Origin of the sequence: Bowmanella sp. JS7-9 (assembly GCF_004329715.1) — a bacterium.
In the GTDB taxonomy this organism is placed as follows: Bacteria; Pseudomonadota; Gammaproteobacteria; order Enterobacterales; family Alteromonadaceae; genus Pseudobowmanella; species Pseudobowmanella zhangzhouensis.
Map to the genome: position 1 here is coordinate 55,590 of NZ_JXSY01000005.1, position 16,249 is coordinate 71,838.

13 protein-coding genes are annotated in these 16,249 nt (G+C 39.9%); all 13 read right to left on the minus strand.

Annotation, left to right across the window (positions count from 1 at the left end):
- Positions 1-7: 7 nt before the first annotated feature.
- Positions 8-898 (minus strand): UTP--glucose-1-phosphate uridylyltransferase GalU, encoded by an 891-nt coding sequence (gene galU / locus TK45_RS02845; protein WP_131257121.1) that lies wholly within the window; start codon positions 896-898, stop codon positions 8-10.
- Positions 899-910: 12 nt separating this feature from the next.
- Entirely contained in the window at positions 911-2,254 is a 1,344-nt protein-coding gene (locus TK45_RS02850; protein WP_131257122.1) for a UDP-glucose/GDP-mannose dehydrogenase family protein, read from the minus strand.
- 109 nt (positions 2,255-2,363) lie between these two features.
- Positions 2,364-3,365 carry an NAD-dependent epimerase gene (locus TK45_RS02855; RefSeq protein WP_131257123.1) on the minus strand — a complete coding sequence of 334 codons (1,002 nt, stop codon included), beginning with the start codon at positions 3,363-3,365 and terminating at the stop codon, positions 2,364-2,366.
- Positions 3,362-4,597 carry a glycosyltransferase family 4 protein gene (locus TK45_RS02860; protein ID WP_131257124.1) on the minus strand — a complete coding sequence of 412 codons (1,236 nt, stop codon included), beginning with the start codon at positions 4,595-4,597 and terminating at the stop codon, positions 3,362-3,364. The genes TK45_RS02855 and TK45_RS02860 overlap by 4 nt, the downstream gene beginning before the upstream one ends.
- A 6-nt stretch (positions 4,598-4,603) precedes the next feature.
- On the minus strand, positions 4,604-6,238 hold the full coding sequence (locus TK45_RS02865; RefSeq protein ID WP_131257125.1) for a heparinase II/III family protein: 1,635 nt from the start codon (positions 6,236-6,238) through the stop codon (positions 4,604-4,606).
- A 32-nt stretch (positions 6,239-6,270) separates the two neighbouring features.
- Positions 6,271-8,391: a bi-domain-containing oxidoreductase gene (locus tag TK45_RS02870; RefSeq protein ID WP_131257126.1), complete on the minus strand. Its 2,121-nt coding sequence runs from the start codon at positions 8,389-8,391 to the stop codon at positions 6,271-6,273.
- A gap of 17 nt (positions 8,392-8,408) precedes the next feature.
- On the minus strand, positions 8,409-9,494 hold the full coding sequence (locus TK45_RS02875; RefSeq protein WP_131257127.1) for a Gfo/Idh/MocA family protein: 1,086 nt from the start codon (positions 9,492-9,494) through the stop codon (positions 8,409-8,411).
- Positions 9,481-10,458, minus strand: a complete 978-nt coding sequence (locus TK45_RS02880; protein ID WP_131257128.1) for a hypothetical protein — start codon at positions 10,456-10,458, stop codon at positions 9,481-9,483. Before TK45_RS02880 ends, TK45_RS02875 begins: the two co-directional genes overlap by 14 nt.
- Positions 10,459-10,607: 149 nt before the next feature.
- Positions 10,608-12,332 carry a hypothetical protein gene (locus TK45_RS02885; protein ID WP_131257129.1) on the minus strand — a complete coding sequence of 575 codons (1,725 nt, stop codon included), beginning with the start codon at positions 12,330-12,332 and terminating at the stop codon, positions 10,608-10,610.
- Between the two features lie 3 nt (positions 12,333-12,335).
- A complete protein-coding gene (locus tag TK45_RS02890; protein WP_131257130.1) occupies positions 12,336-13,517 on the minus strand; it encodes a hypothetical protein in 1,182 nt (393 codons plus the stop codon).
- A gap of 23 nt (positions 13,518-13,540) precedes the next feature.
- On the minus strand, positions 13,541-14,005 hold the full coding sequence (locus tag TK45_RS02895; protein WP_131257131.1) for a DapH/DapD/GlmU-related protein: 465 nt from the start codon (positions 14,003-14,005) through the stop codon (positions 13,541-13,543).
- Positions 13,989-15,269: a hypothetical protein gene (locus TK45_RS02900; RefSeq protein ID WP_131257132.1), complete on the minus strand. Its 1,281-nt coding sequence runs from the start codon at positions 15,267-15,269 to the stop codon at positions 13,989-13,991. The genes TK45_RS02895 and TK45_RS02900 overlap by 17 nt, the downstream gene beginning before the upstream one ends.
- A 30-nt stretch (positions 15,270-15,299) precedes the next feature.
- Complete coding sequence (locus tag TK45_RS02905; RefSeq protein WP_131257133.1) at positions 15,300-16,247, minus strand: Wzz/FepE/Etk N-terminal domain-containing protein; 948 nt, start codon at positions 16,245-16,247, stop codon at positions 15,300-15,302.
- Positions 16,248-16,249 lie beyond the last annotated feature (2 nt).

Genomic DNA, 16,249 nt, shown 5'->3' on the forward strand with positions numbered 1-16,249 from the left:
TTAGTTATTAATTAAGACTTGATAAATACTTTTTGAATGCGTCACCAATCTGGGGATGCCGTATTGCATACTCCACGCTCGCCTTCATGTAGCCTAACTTTGAGCCACAATCATGGCTTTTGCCTTTCATGTAGTACGCGTCGACCTGCTCGAGCTTCATTACTGAAGCAATTGCATCGGTGAGCTGAATTTCATCACCGGCACCAGGTGGCGTAAACTCCAATTGCTCCCAGATTTCTTTAGATAGAACATAGCGCCCAACAACAGCCAAATCTGATGGCGCGTCATCAACCGCCGGCTTTTCAACCATTTGATGAATTTTGGCTGATTGCCCAGGTTCAATACTTACGCCATCGAGGTCTACCACACCGTAATTACAAACGTCTTCATGGGGCACTTCTTCCACCATGATTTGGCTTACGCGATTTGTGTTAAAGCGCGCTACCATTTCGGCCAGGTTATCTTTTTTAGGATTGCTGGCTACATCATCAATAATCACATCTGGCAAGACAACTGCAAATGGCGCATCACCCACAATGGGTCGAGCGCACAGAATTGCATGTCCTAAACCTTTCGCCACACCTTGCCGAACATGCAGAATCGTCACGTCTTTTGGCACGATAGATTGTACTTCGTCCAATAATTGTCGCTTTACGCGTTTTTCAAGTGTCGCCTCTAGCTCAAAACTGGTATCGAAGTGGTTCTCGATACTGTTTTTACTGGCATGGGTCACTAGAATAATTTCCTTAATACCGGCATCAACGCACTCTTTCACCACGTACTGGATGAGAGGTTTGTCCACAATGGGCAGCATTTCTTTTGGAATAGCTTTTGTCGCGGGCAACATACGCGTGCCTAGTCCTGCAACCGGAATAACCGCTTTCTTTACTTGAGACATGATTAGCTCCCTTTAATTAAATGCCTTCACCGACAATCCACGGCCAATCGCATAATAAGCGAATCCGCGTTCGGCCATTTCCTCCGGCTCAAATAAGTTACGCCCATCAAAGATGACAGCTGAAGATAATTTGTTTTTAAGTAGATCGAAGTCTGGCACCCGGAAAGTTTTCCATTCAGTGCAAATCACCAACATGTCGGCATCATTCAACGCAGCTTCTTTGGTACCACACAGTATTAAATCATCGCGGCTACCATAAATACGCTGGGTTTCTTCCATTGCTTCAGGGTCAAATGCCTGAACTTTTGCTCCGGCCGCCCACAATTGCTCCATCAGCACGCGGCTGGATGCTTCACGCATATCGTCGGTGTTAGGTTTAAAACTCAATCCCCATAACGCCACGGTCTTACCGGCCAATTCACCATTAAAGTGTGCGTTGATGTAGCTAAATAGCTTTTCTTTTTGACGATAGTTAACAGCTTCAACTGCCTCGAGGATACTAGCGTTGTAACCCACTTGGTTGGCACTGCGAACCAATGCCTGTACATCTTTAGGGAAACACGAGCCACCGTACCCGCAGCCAGGGTAGATAAAGTGATAGCCAATACGCGGATCGCTACCGATACCTTTGCGCACGTTTTCAATATCAGCACCAAAACGTTCGGCCAGGTTAGCCATTTCATTCATAAAACTGATTTTGGTGGCGAGCATACAGTTCGCTGCGTATTTGGTTAATTCAGCCGAACGAATGTCCATCACAATCACACGGTCATGATTGCGGTTAAACGGAGCGTAAAGCTTGCGTAAGCGTTTTTCTGCCAGTTCTGAATCAGTGCCGATAATGATGCGATCGGGACGCATACAATCGTTAACGGCCGCCCCTTCTTTGAGAAATTCGGGATTTGATACTACATGGTAATCTAACGATTTTCCTGCTCCGTCGAGTGTTTGTTGCACGCGCGCTTTAACTTTATCCGCGGTGCCCACCGGTACGGTAGATTTAGTCACAATTACCGCCTCACGAGTCATATGAGTCGCGATTGTCTCGGCCACTGCCAATACGTATTTCAGATCCGCAGAGCCATCTTCATCGGGTGGCGTACCCACTGCGATGAATAACACATTGGCATGCTCTACCGCTGATTTGGCGTCGGTTGTAAAATTTAAGCGACCGGCTTCAAAATTCGATTTAACAATCGGTTCCAACCCTGGCTCATAAATTGGAATGACACCATTTTTCAGGCCTTCGACCTTTTTAGCATCAACGTCCACACAAATAACATTGTGACCAACTTCGGACAGTACCGCCCCCTGTACTAATCCCACGTATCCCGTACCGAAAACAGTGATATTCAAAATAGACCTTTATAACTATTAAATTTCGTGTATTTGCGAACAATATCACGTCAAAGTGAAGATTTACTTAAACATCTGAAAAGAAGCGCCTTTAAGTGACTATCCTTGGTTAGTTTTTATAATACCCCCGATACCAATCGACAAAGCGCTGAACGCCCTCTTCTATAGAGGTAGCAGGCCGGAATCCCACGGCTTGTTGTAAATCGTCAATATCAGCGTAGGTAGCCGGCACATCACCATCCTGCATGGGATAGTATTCTTTGATGGCTTCAATGCCCGTCGCTTTTTCAATCGCCTGAATAAAATCCATTAACGCCACTGGCTGATTGTTACCGATATTAAATATCTTATAAGGCGCTGAACTGGTTGATGCATCTGAACCGTTCCAGCCCGGATTTGGTTGTGGGATCACATCCTGAATGCGCACAATCCCCTCAACAATATCGTCGATATACGTGAAATCCCGCTGCATTTTGCCGTGGTTAAATACCTTAATCGGCTTACCATCCAAAATAGCTTTGGTGAACAAAAACATCGCCATATCCGGCCGGCCCCACGGGCCATAAACGGTAAAAAAGCGTAAACCGGTTGTAGGGATACCGTACAAATGGCTATAAGAATGGGCCAACAGTTCGTTGGATTTTTTGGTCGCCGCATATAAGGACACCGGGTGATCTACTCTGTCCCCGGTTGCAAACGGCATCTTACTGTTCATGCCGTATACCGAGCTGGACGAGGCATAAACTAAATGCTCAACCTTGTTGTGGCGACATCCTTCCAGAATCGTCATCGTGCCTGTGAGGTTACTATCCACATAGGCCATGGGGTTTTCCAGCGAGTAACGTACCCCCGCCTGCGCGCCTAGGTGAATAACACGATTAAACTGCTGCGAAGCAAATAACGCAGCTATGCCTTCGCGGTCAGCCAAATCCATTTCAACGAACTCAAACCCCGGCGTACCAGCAAGTTGTGCAACTCGGTCACGTTTGAGTTGCACATCGTAGTAATCGTTGAGGTTATCTAAGCCAATAACGGAATGACCTTGTTCCAGAAGGCGTTTAGTTACAAAAAAGCCGATAAAGCCGGCTGCACCGGTTACTAAAAATTTCATGACGCCCTTTTTTTAATGCTTTGCTCAAATTCTTCAAGCATTTTAGTCGCTAAAACCTTTCGGTCATATAACGAGGCATGCCGATATGCATTTGCGGCAAAGGTGTTATTCATATCACTTTCGTTTACTAACAATCTCAGTGCATCAGCCAATTTTTTGGGACATTCAGGCTCAATGATGAGTCCCGAATCCGTCCATTCAATGATGTCAGTAGCCTCGCCTTTTGGTGCGCAGATTATCATGGGTAGTCCCATACCCATGCTTTCGAATATCTTTGATGGAATGACCGTCTTAAATAATTCGGTGTCCTTCAAACTTATCAATGAGACATCACAAAGACTCCAAAGACGAGGCATCATTTCTTTTGGTTGGCGAGGAATTGACACGACATTGGTCAAGTCTCTACCGGTGATACCCTCATTCAATTGCTCTTTTGCTGCCCCACCACCCGCGAACAAAAAACGTATTTTATCGTTCTCTTTTAGTAATGCCGCAGCATCCAACACCTTATCCAGTGCATGCGCCATACCGTGGGTACCAACATAGCCAAGAACAAACTTATCAGTTAGCCCATATCGTTCGGCTAACTCTTCGTCTTTGCACTTAACTGGCTTGTAGGTTGAAAGATCCACACCGTTTAGCACTACACCGATTTTGTCCCCATCAATCCCACGGTCTAATAATTCACGTTTAAACGAATGCGTCACAGACACAATCCGATCTGCGCGGCGATATAGAAACATTTCAACTTTTTCTAAAAACCGAATCGCTGCAGACTTTTCCATTGCACCAACCGCAGTTATTGAAGCCGGCCAAATATCCCGCAACTCAAAAACAAATGGCTTTCTTCTAACTGCACTTAATGCCCAGGCACCACAAGCGGTAAAAAATTGAGGAGAGGTGCCAACAATAACGTCTGGCTTTTTTACAAACAGTCCGGCAAAAAAACCGGTGGCCATAAAAGACAAAAAGTCTAAAGTGCGCTTAACGAAGCCCTCATTCGCTGTAATGAAGGTTTTTACCCGACGAACTTCTATTCCGTCGATAATTTCCTTCTGAAACCATTTATTTTTGTAACCTGCAAATACCTTACCTTCAGGAAAATTAGGGACTCCAGTGATAATAGTAACCTTGTGACCCAGCTTGACCCACTCACGTGCATGTTCATAGGTGCGTGTTGCCGGTGCATTGCCCTCAGGAGGGAAATTATCCGTTAGAAAGAGAATATGCATACAGATTTACTTCCAGGTTATCTGCGTTACAACAGAAGGCTTATCGAAAATATAAACTATTTTTTTGGTTGGAACAGAGATACCAAACTCAGGGTGCCAGCTTGTCTCCGCCACTCGGAAGTGGGCACCTTCCGTTGCAAGCTTCAACTCTGTACCACCAATATTCAAGGTCACTTCGCTAGTATCAACATGCGAGATATCGACGTCAGGATGCAGATGCAAATAACCTTCTGCCTCGTCATAGGAACCAATCAATTCATCTGCAATCACCAGTTTATTGGACGACACCTGCCATTCTCTCTTGTGAAGGCAATTAATACCTTGCTGTTTGAATCCAGTGTGTGACGCAGAAAATTGATGTTTGTTAATATCAACAGTTCGTTGAATCGTATTACCCCGGCGTGCAACCCTGAATCCACTCCAGACTTCGCACGAATCAATTCCGTCAATTGCAACGGTATTATGAGCTGATGTTTGACGCTGACGCAGGCGCTCTGAACTTAAACCATATTCTGAGATACCAGAGTTAACGAAAACGCGTTTACCTTCGACAGCGAGTTCGAAAGAAAAGGTATCAGCATGAGCATGACCAGGAATATAAGTCGGTCCTATTTGAGATAAATCCGCGATTAACGATACGTCACTTGATTTGACTACAACATGTCCCGCCTTCGGGTAATCGATGGTCGTCAAATCTGCATAACTAACTGTAGGTTGAGAAAAACCCAAACTTTTAGCGTATTCGAATATCTCGGCGTTATCCGGTGCGATCCCCAAGGCACTATCGTTAAAAAAGCTAATCTTGCCGTCTATGTGGCTCATGTCCGCCAAATACTGCAGCATCGCAGGAATTTTGTCTTCCAGACGCTTAAGTAATATTTTCGGAAACTTAGCAGGGAATGTTCTGCCCAAATTGACCATATCAAGCAAATCGACCAGCATAATTGCATGATACATAGGTGTAAGTTCAAAGTTTGCACCATCTTCAAGGACCTGTTCATCCAGCTCTTGCCCGATGATTTCCGCTCCTTTTTCCAACCACCTATTTGCCTCCTGCCCTTCAATAAAACATCCTGCGAAAAGCAAGGCTTTGCCATTAACAAACAAATGGTTGCCAAGTAAATGGTACTCCAGCTCCTGCGACAAATAGTCCGCTTGTGTTGCCAGCGAATTAAGCCAGGCTTGCTTTGGGTCAAAACCATCCAAAAATGCTTTAACCCAATTAACTACCCGCAACGAAATTGGATACGGCTCCCAGCCATTGCCTTTGGGTGCCGGGTTATGCTTAATCCAGTTATCCAGCCAAACACTTTGCGCCGCACGACGTTCGCTTGCATTTTTCGCAATCAAATCATCAAAATAATGCAGGTTATACAACCATAATTTTTCTTGCGCAGGCTCATTCCAGTCATCCTGCGAAAGCACACTTCCCGGCTTGTTCAAAAAACAACAATCAGTCTCAGACAGGAACTTTTGCTTACCCAAAGGTTGCGCAATCCATGTGGTAACTGATGGTGCTAACGTGGCGATATCATCAAAAAAATTAACCTTGGGATGTGAAAGCTTTTTCAAGAGCCGATAGCCGAACTGTTTGAGTTTGAGATACTTCAGTGTGTGGAAATAGAGTGAAACTTTTTTCATGAAAAATAAGGCGCCTTTGAGGCGCCTTGTCCTTATTTTCTAAGTTGCTGGGCAATATCTACGGATATTCTGGCTACTTCAAAAATTTCGTCCGCCGGAATTGGGCAAGGGTTACCATTTTGTATTGCGTCTACAAACGCCTTCGTGCAATTTGCCTGGCCTTTGTCCTGAGACCATAAATTCATTTTGCTAAATCCTTTCCAGCCAAATCCTGTAAGCTTCCGGAAATTATCCAATTGTAAAACGGCATCGTCACAGAAAACTTCTACTCGCTCTTTCGGGAAAGCCTTGCCGCCATTGGCAAAGTAGTGAATTGAACCAACCGAGCCATCTTCAAATGTCAAAGTGATAATTGCTTTGTCTTCTGTAATTTCAACGCCATCTACGTCACCCATCTTTACCGCATTAAATGAAGTGATTTTGGCTCCGGCCAGGAAGCGCATGAGGTCAATATAGTGGCACGCTTCACCGATAATGCGTCCACCACCAATCGCTGGATCTTGCGTCCAATGATCAGCAGGAATCGCCCCCGCGTTCATTGTCATAATAAAGGTTTTGGGTACCTTTTTAGGAGCCAATAATGCCTTTATTTTTTGGACTTGTGGCGCGAAACGACGGTTATAGCCAACCATCACCATAGCATTTGACGTGCGCTGTGCGTCTTCAATTTCATTAATCTCTTCATGCGTCAGCGCTAAAGGTTTCTCAACAAACACATGCTTGCCTTTTTCCAAAGCAGATATCGCCTGCGATGCGTGCAAATTGTGCTGGGTGGCAATAACTACCGCGTCTGTCGAATCTCCCAGTGCCTCGCCAATATCTGTCGCAGCTTTTGAAAAGCCTGCCTTTTTACCGTTATGAACAGCAGATATGCCAGTACTTGTAACGATTGTCGCTAACTCTGCCCCGGCATTTTTAAATGCTGGTATGAGTACACGAGAAGCGTAGTTGCCACCACCGATAAACGAAATGCGACCAGATGATGCCTTAAGCTCTCCCCCAACGTCACTTTTAATGAGGTTAACCGAAGAAAGCAACGGATCATTCGCTAATGCTTTCTCATAGTTAATAATGATACCCAACGAGTCTCGTTCGTCTAATTTAGCGTATGCTTCGGCAGCCTTCTCAACTTCAAACTGATAGCTAATCAATGGACGAAGATTTAACTTACCCTCGGAAATCAAATCCAGAATCGCTTCAAAATTTCGTTGTTGCGTCCATCTAACGAATGCAAACGGATAATCTTTCCCTTTATCTTCGTATTCTGGATCGTATCTGCCCGGCCCGTATGAGCACGATACCTGAAAGGTTAATTCTTTTTCGTAAAAGTCGTTCCGGTTTAATTCCAAACCGACTACACCAACCAAAACTATTCGCCCTCTCTTACGGCACATTGTAGCTGCCTGATGAACAATATCGTGGCTTTTTGAACTGGCGGTAATTAAAACGGCGTCAACACCTCTACCACGTGAGATTTCATTAGCTACTGCTATTGGATCGTCACCTTTGGATAGATTCACTACCTCTGCGCCAAAAGATTTTGCTAACTCACACTTTGACGAATCAAAATCAATTCCGATTACTTTACAACCATTAGCTTTGAGAATTTGAACCGCAATTAAGCCTATTAGGCCAAGGCCGGTAACCACAACAGTTTCACCTATTGTTGGGTTCACCAGTCGAATACCCTGCATTGCAATAGAACCCAATACGGTGAATACCGCTTCCTCATCAGAAACATTATCAGGAATTTTTGCAATAAGATTATTTGGAACCCTTACAACGCTAGCGTGTTTGCCATTGGAAATTACACGCGTACCGATCGGTAGGTTGTCATTTGAGGTCTCCAAAATCGTACCCACATTGCAATAACCCAATTGCATAGGTTCATCAAGTTTGGTTTTGACCGCAGAATATGTGGCGGCAAGGCCATCGGTCTTTACTTTCTCAAGCACCATTTTAACCTTTTCAGGTTGCCCCAGCGCCTTGCCAATTAAACCGGACTTCCCAAAATCGACCAGCATTTTTTCAGTACCACTGGAGATCAGCGTCAAATTTGTTTTAATCAAACAATGGTGTGATTTGTTTATCGGCTTGGGGATTTCTATGATTTCTGTTGTGCCCGAATTAATATCCTGAACTACCTGGTACATAATTACTCCAATAATTTTTAAATCTTAAATAATACGGTCTGTTCACAAATATTATTTATAAACATTTCTTCCACTGTTAAAGCCAATGAGGAGGAAACCACCGCCAATTGAATATCCGTCTCTTCTTGATTAAGCGGAGCAACTACGGCTTTCTCGTGTCCCACGTTTTTTTCTCTTCCAGCTTTAACTAAACGAGTTCTATCAACATTTGTAACGTCTAAGGAGCGGAAGTTGCTAATTGAACCGACTGAAATTTCAGTGTTCCAATAAATGAACTCCTCGACGCCGTCGTTTGGCTCGCAATTTGCTGAAAAAACCAGATCAATTTTTCGAGCTCCTTCTTTTAACGTAACAGTAACATCATCCAAGTCTCCCTTAACCATTGACAGGTGCAAAACGAGTTCCGATTTGCCTATTGCAAGGAGACGTATCGCCAAATCTAACCAGTGAGTCAGATTACCAAGCACTCTTGAACCTTGCTCAGCATTTCTATACCAATGATCAGCTGGGAGATAATGGCCATTTACAATCATCGCAATAGAAGACCGAGGACTCATCGCTTGCTTTAATTGCGAAACGAATGGAGCTTGAGGTCTATTAAAGCCTGTGTAAATTGATTTATCTGAATCCAACAGCTTTAGGAAATCACTTTCCTGATCGCGATTAACGAAAAGCGGTTTCTCCACATACAATTTTTTAAAACTATCCAACGCTTCTAGCGCGTGCTTTGTATGAGAGAAATGGTCAGATGCTATATATAATAAATCACCGTAGAACGCATCATCCTGCTTTGCTTCCGCAACGCTTCTATAGTACTTACATTTTAATACTCTTTCCGCTAACACCTTTGCCTTTGGCGATGGATCAATAACTAAAGAAATTTTACGTTTTGCTGTAACGCAAACAAAAAAAGCAATAAGTGTAAAGCCATGATTTCCTAATCCAATTATCCCAATTCTTTCACGAAAAGTAGCACGACAATTATAAATAGCACCAAGCAAAGAGTATGAGACTGGCTTATCCACCTTATACAATGACTTCGCCAAAGTACGATAAAATCCATACATCAAAATGTATCTAAATACTTTTTTAAAGGTATTCATCAAACAACTCTCTCATTCTATTTGTAGTTATTCTAGGGTTGTAATTCGATTGATAGTAATCATTAGCGCGAGCTATAAACTCTATCAACGCCTGTCGGTCATCAATTAATCTTTGTAAGGGTTCAAATGTTTCACTGATACTAGCCTCATACTGAATTGAAATATCATATGGCAATATTTCATTCGCCATTTTTGTTTGAGCATTAGTCAGTAGTATCGTATTTGAACCAATAATTTCTGGTATTTTATTACTTGCAGCAAAAACGTTGATGATCTTATCAGGTGAGTAATGCGCTATGGAAATATCAGCTACTTTTAAATAACCTACTGAATCAGACTGTGATAGTTGCCCCAAATATCTAAACGTTGCACCTTTTGACTCAAATTGATGAGACAGTTGTTGTATATACTGTTCAGATCCCCATCCGCACATAACTACAATTACGTCTTTGTTAATACTAATCAGATAACTTGCAAGTGTTAAATATATGTCCATGTTGCGATTAGGGGAAATCCAACCGCCATAAAATAGTACTACTTGAGAGTCTGTAAATGGCAAACGGTCAGTAGTCACGTCAAAATCAGGTAAATTTCTTAACACTTCGATTCTTGAATGGACAGAAGTTGGGTATGCATCACGCCTAAAACTCTCTGGAACCAAGGTTTTATGAGACATACGAATAAATATGGATTCTAACCGACAAAGAAACGCCGCTAACATTTTATTAAATGCATAACGCTGGAAAAAATTATCGTGTATATTATAAATATATTTAATATTTAAAATTTTACAAAATAATCCTCCTAAAAGAACCGATTCAAGATCAGAAAAATGAACGAACTCCAGTTCACTTCTGTGTTTCCACAAATAAATACAAGTTTTAATATTCGTTTTCAATAAAAACAAAAGATACTTACCGTAACCATTTCCATCGAAATAATCGAAACGCCCTAAGTCCCCCAACCTCTCTACTGATTCTGCTATGGGATCACCAGATCGAATCGGCGATAAATATCGTACTTTCTTGTCCTGGCTTGTGAAAAAATTAATTATCCTACTGACACGGGGGCCGGGATTAGTGGAACTCCTAATGAATAAATACATCTATTAAATCAACTCAGTGAAATAGGTTTTGACAAATAGTTAACAAATATAATTTTACTATTATTGCTTTTTTTAAAAAACTTAACTATTTCTTGTTTAGGTTTATCATAGTGCAATTGAAATAGGACTTCATCCTTCTCATTAGCAACTTCTATAGTCAAAACGTAGTCATCTTCCTCATAAGTAATCAAATTGATAGCTCGATCGATATCAGCAAATGGGTTATCCGCTTTATTAGCTAACTGAAAAGCATAATGCGCAGATGCGCCTTGGAAAAATGTTCTGCTGGCAATATCTGATGTGTAACAAGGCATACCTGGATCTATACTCAGACATTTATCTTCATAAAACACTTCCACGAAACCATGGTCATCGTGAAAATGGGTTTTGTTAAATACGCCACTACACACTCTAATATTATTAATCATGACAAATAACTTAGAGTCTCTGAATACTATAATCTGGCGATCACTTAACTCGTTTAGACCATTACTTGACACATCATTTATACTTAGATTCACAGATTTGCCTAAAACCTCGATAAAAGATCGATAACTTCTAACATCATAGGGAGTAAAGCACTGTAATTTATTGGAGAAAGGAACAGTAATCCAATTTAAAAAGCCACCGTCTGCATCTCCGGATTGAGTATGTAAGCCTAATGGGTTTTCTATTTGTTCCACCAGATTAAACATTTTAGTTAAAGTGGCTTTAACATTCCCATATTCATCAGATTTATTGTCACCCGACAAACCACTTAATAGAAAAAATGTGGATAGATAAATTTCTGACGTAAAACGATGATAAGCGGTAGAGCCTTCATTTAGTAATCCTTCATGAGTGTTACGTTGCACTTCGAAGTTAAACAATTTCCGCATTAACCACGACTGAAATTTACTAGGGTAAAAATAAAAACTCGCCACCACACCTAATATATTACAAGCAAAATGATTCGAGGTTTGCGCGAATGAAAACTCATTATTCAGAAAGATAAACTTTCTGTGCATCTTTACGCCAGAATAAAAAAGCGTCTCGAATCCATCTTCAAATATGAAACCACGAGCCTGGAGTATCATGTAGGTAAGACACAGATTATGCAGTCTTATCCCAGCTTCCATTGCATTGGCCCATTGAATGGAACTTGATTTACCATTCTTAATATAAAACGAAATGACGTCTCTCTGAAAAATATATCCAACTCTATCTAGTTCATCTGAATACATTGCCATTTGAGGAAAATATAAAAAACGGCCGAAATCCCAAGGAACCTTTACCTCAGCTATATTATAGGGAATTGACTTGTTGCTAAACTTATAATCATTTATTACGTCAACATCCCAGGAAAGTTGAAAACAATCACCAAATACAAACTTAAGATTTCTAATTTGCTCGGATGTTAAAGTATTATTTAGAGACTCTATATCACTATTAATTAAAGAGTCACTCTTAAAATTTAACCATTGACCAAAAACTAAATAACGATAGTCTAACCAATTGGAGACCAATGAAAACGAATCACTATATAACCGCTGTGACTCATCTATAATATCACTTAAAATATTGACTTTTAACCTATCTCTTTTTAGCGGAACACTTGTTTTTCTTAATCTAACGGGTATTCGAACTAATATCTCCGATATGGCTATCTCTACAACTTTAAGCAAAAATAATTTTATGCCAAAAATCGCCACCTTACTTTTGGCTGATTGGACAGCTTTCCTTAAATCTCGCATGAACTAAACCAATTTTTGTGTACGGACTAAGCGGACGAAAACTAACATAACGGCAAATGCTGATACTCCGACGACTACAGTCATACCAAATATTAAATGATAAAAATCATTGTCACTTAAACTTGATAAAATATATACGCTCGAAAATAATAGTAAAAGATAAGCAACCTCTGCCTTTATTACGAAATCAACAAAATGAGGTTTAATCAACTTTAACAAAAACTCTTTCACACTAATCAAGTACCCCAATAAAAATAATAAAGACAAATAGTCTGCTGATTGCTTGTAATCCTCCCCGAAAACAATCACGATAAATTCTTGTCCAAATAAATTACTAAACATGATAGACAAAAGAAGAATCAAACTCATCAGATACAAAGGCCTTAATGAGGACATCAACAACTTACTATTTAATTTTGATTGGACAAAAATTACATCTTGGGAAGCTTTACTATAAAACTGAGTAAGCATCGCTGGTAACGCTGATGCGACGACATAAATTCCAGCAAGGTAAGAGGATACAAAAATAAAAACTACCAACTTGTCAACATTCTTAGAAGCCACACTCATAGAAAAGGACAAAAACTGCTTAAAATTATTACATATCCATAGCGGCTTAAAACCAATATCAAATCTAAACTCGTAGAAGCTAGCTTTTACTCTGTTAAAGACATATACAGTTGATAGAACTTCAGCGAAAAGCGAAGACAGTATTACTACACCCACATTTATCGAACTGAAAATAAACATAGCGACTAGTACTAAAATGTAAAAAAGTCCATAAACAGATCTTTCTGCGGCAACCTGCTTTGCTTTCCCTTTATATGCCAAGTGTGCTAAACAGATGCTTCTTAAATAGTAAACAGGAAAAAATAATATAAAGTAAACAAGGTAATATATGGATGAAACGCTGTCTGCATAGTCAAAAATATTAAATGTTGATAATGAAATAAACGTTGCAAATATAGTTAATGGAAATCCACTCATAATCAACATCATGAATGTATGTTTGCTATTTCCTTTTACGACTAAATAATCAGATGCAGCGAACGTACAAAAGAGAATAAAAACCTGAGCGTACATAAATATCTTAGCAATATCGCCGCGTTCATCTGGCAATACACTGCGCGCAATTAAAATCCCTGCAATTACAGTTAATAAATTGCCTACCAAACTCCCAGACAAAGATATAATCCAAGACCGCAAAATTAAATTCTCTTTCTATATCTAATTAATTTTGCTGGATTACCAGCATATATTCCATAGTCATCTAAATTTTTAGTAACTACAGAACCAGCACCAATAACTACTCCATTTCCTATTTTCACACCATCCATTATTATCGCAGAGTGACCAACCCAAACATCATCGCCAATTAAGATTCCCTTCGGTTCTGCGCGACCGGACTTATTCATGCTAACGTTTGTGTAGTCGAAATTATGGTCTCCACCGACAAATGCTACACTCGAAGCAATCATCACATCTTCTCCACCTTTAATATTCGCAGCGAAATGACACCTAATTCCACATGAAAAACCCCTGCCGAAACTCATCTTTCTATTTTTACAAAAATGTGTTCCTGGGCCCAAATACGAAAAACCTTGAATCTTTACGTTACGTCGAAATAACCTTAAATAAACAACAACTATAAACTTTCTAATTTTCCAAAACATTCGTTTTCCTAACCACTAAAATATCGTATATAACATAGGCAATTAGCAGCAAACCACCATTCAACAAAAAATGGTAAAATGAATAACAGAACGGCAAATATAGCAACGCTATTAAAAATATAGAAATTGAAAATGCATTTTTATTTCTGATAATTGAGGCCTGAATTGTATTTAGAGCAACGTAAGTAACTAGGGGAACAACAACTAACCCTGGGTAACCACTATTGACAACTATATCGAGCGAATAACCAAGCACAGCATTTCCTTGCTTAGATCCCCCCAAAAAAGAGTGCAGTTCATTTGAAAACCCAGTTTGGGTACCAGGCAACAGAATAGACAAATCCGACATCCAAAGAGAAAAATATTCAATGTTTATATTTTCAATAAATTTAAGCGCATGGATATTTTCAATCGGAACAGTAGTAAAAACTCGCCCCAACAAAGAAACTACCAAAGTGAATATAGAGACAAATAGATTCTGTTCTTGGTCACTACGACCGAGCAAAATGTTGAGCAAGAGTAAAAATAGTAATGCAGTTGGAACAATAAATAAAAACTTACTAATTTTTATTTTTTTCTGTTGCAATTTATTCTTTATGAAGCCAACAAGTAATACACTCAAAAGCAAAACTAAAATTGGAGTCCGCTGCCCCCCAATCATCATAGACAAGAGAGTTGTTATCAGCACGACCCAATAAACCTGTCTACGATATACACCTGTGTAGAATAGACTAATCCAAACCAAAAAGGCTGGCCCATATATATCACGCACCTGCTTGACTAAGCCTGGATAGAAATATCCAGCCTCACCCGATGCTATTGTTTTACGGATATCAAGCAAAACAAATGCACCTGCAAAATGCCCTTTTATAATTCTTGTATAAACTAGATAAATGAATACAAAATTAACAAAAACAAGAAATACAGCCGAAAATATTGCGAAAAAATGATTGCTACTGGTCCCTATATTAAAATGCTGAAACTGCATTCTATTTTGGGATAAAAATAGCGACATAAACCACACTAAAAAAACAACAACCAACAACAATGTTGTCATTTCAAATAATGTCAAACTTGATTCGTTCAGTTCATAAAACTGAGCAAGAAAGACGCCTATTGAAAAGATTAAGACACCAATGAAATATGCATCAAACAAATGAATTCCAACATCACTTCTTTTTGCATGTACAAAAAAGTACAGAGCAAATATAGAAACAACAATACAACCTAACAAGGATGTTTGAGCAATTAAAGATAAGTTCAAAATAGTGGTCGCTATTAGCAATTTAAAATTTTAGTTGATACTATCTTTCCTAAATGCGTACTTTACCAATATTAAAAAAACAGAAATTAATACTGTAAGTATACTTGAGAATAAAAGAAGCATTAGTCGGTTAGGCGCAACTTTTACCTCGGGAGTAAAAGCGCTATCTACAGTTTTAAATACATATTCCTCTCTTACTGTCGCCAGCATTTTTTTCTGCTGCTGTTGCTCAATTAGTTGAAAAAGCGTGCCTTTCAGTTCTGCGCTGCCAGTATTATTCAACGTATCATTTAAATAATGAATACTCTTTTCGGCCTCATCAATATCTGAACTCCTCATATATTGATTGATATCGCCCACAAGTAATTCAACAATCTTTTTTGCCAACGTTGGAGAGTAATGCTTTACTCCAACAACAATCAAACCTGAATCCTTGCTTTTTGAAACCGAAAGATTATTTTCAATGAAGTAGTTATATAACTCTAAATTACTTGGTTCTATTCTCTTTGGAAAAGAAACATCTCTCACCCATTTCTTTTCATTGATCGAATACTCATCCTCATCGATTATTAATTTGTCATTCTCCCTATCCCATCCTTTAGTCGCCATTAGGTCAATTTTCAATTCATGACGCTCTAAAAAACTAATCAAAAAATCACGACTTTTCATTAATTCTAAAGCGAGGGAGACTTTATCACTCCCGCCAGATGACAAATTTACACCAGCTAGCGATGCCAAGCCCCCTAACTTGCCAGCTATCGCTGACAGGCCACCACCTTGACTTTCTTCGGTTGGGTATAGGGTTGCTTCGCTCTTGTAGATATTTGGTAATTGAATTACCCAAATTGCTACTCCTATTGCAACCACAACGGCAGGAATGATTATGAACCATTTATGTGCGAAAAGTATTTTCAACAACTTTCCAATATCTATTTGGTCAGATTTATTTACTAGAGTGTGTTCCATATTTTTAGTCATTT